The sequence below is a fragment of the Methylophaga sp. UBA4204 genome (genome assembly GCF_002379485.1).
In the GTDB taxonomy this organism is placed as follows: domain Bacteria; phylum Pseudomonadota; class Gammaproteobacteria; order Nitrosococcales; family Methylophagaceae; genus Methylophaga.
Window position 1 is genome coordinate 4,724 of sequence record NZ_DFTU01000059.1, and the last position, 486, is coordinate 5,209.

The 486-nt window shown below is 41.2% G+C and carries 1 pseudogene; it reads left to right on the forward strand.

The window, feature by feature from the left end:
* Positions 1–402 (forward strand): annotated as a pseudogene (locus B3182_RS08430) (diguanylate phosphodiesterase); the annotation flags it as partial.
* Positions 403–486 lie beyond the last annotated feature (84 nt).

The following is a 486-nucleotide window of genomic DNA, read 5'->3' on the forward strand; positions in this document are numbered from 1 at the left end:
AAAACGGCAAAAATACTCAGTCAGTTTATTGACCATGAAAATGATTTTTTAGGTCATGTAGGTGGCGATGATTTCATCGTCATATTTGATAGTCATGACTGGCGCAATCGCTGTGAAATGATGCTGGAGGCGTTCGCGTTACTCTATAGTGAACTTTATAGTGATACCCATCTGCAACAAGGAGGCATTCAAGCCTACGATCGCCATGGTCAGCAAGTCTTTTATCCTTTGTTAAGCTTATCCATCGGTGCGGTCACCATCAGTGATTTTGACTATCTGATTGATGAAACAGATCTTGCAGAGCATGCTACCAAGGCTAAATCGAAAGCGAAGAAAATGCCGGGCAACAGTCTTTATCAGTTGAATCTATCAGATTGCCAGCCATTGGCGGAGGCAGGTTAAGTCAAATAAGATGATGAAAAACGGCCTAATATTTAGCGGCCATTCACTACCGATTTGTTTAATTGTTGCAGTACATAATTAACA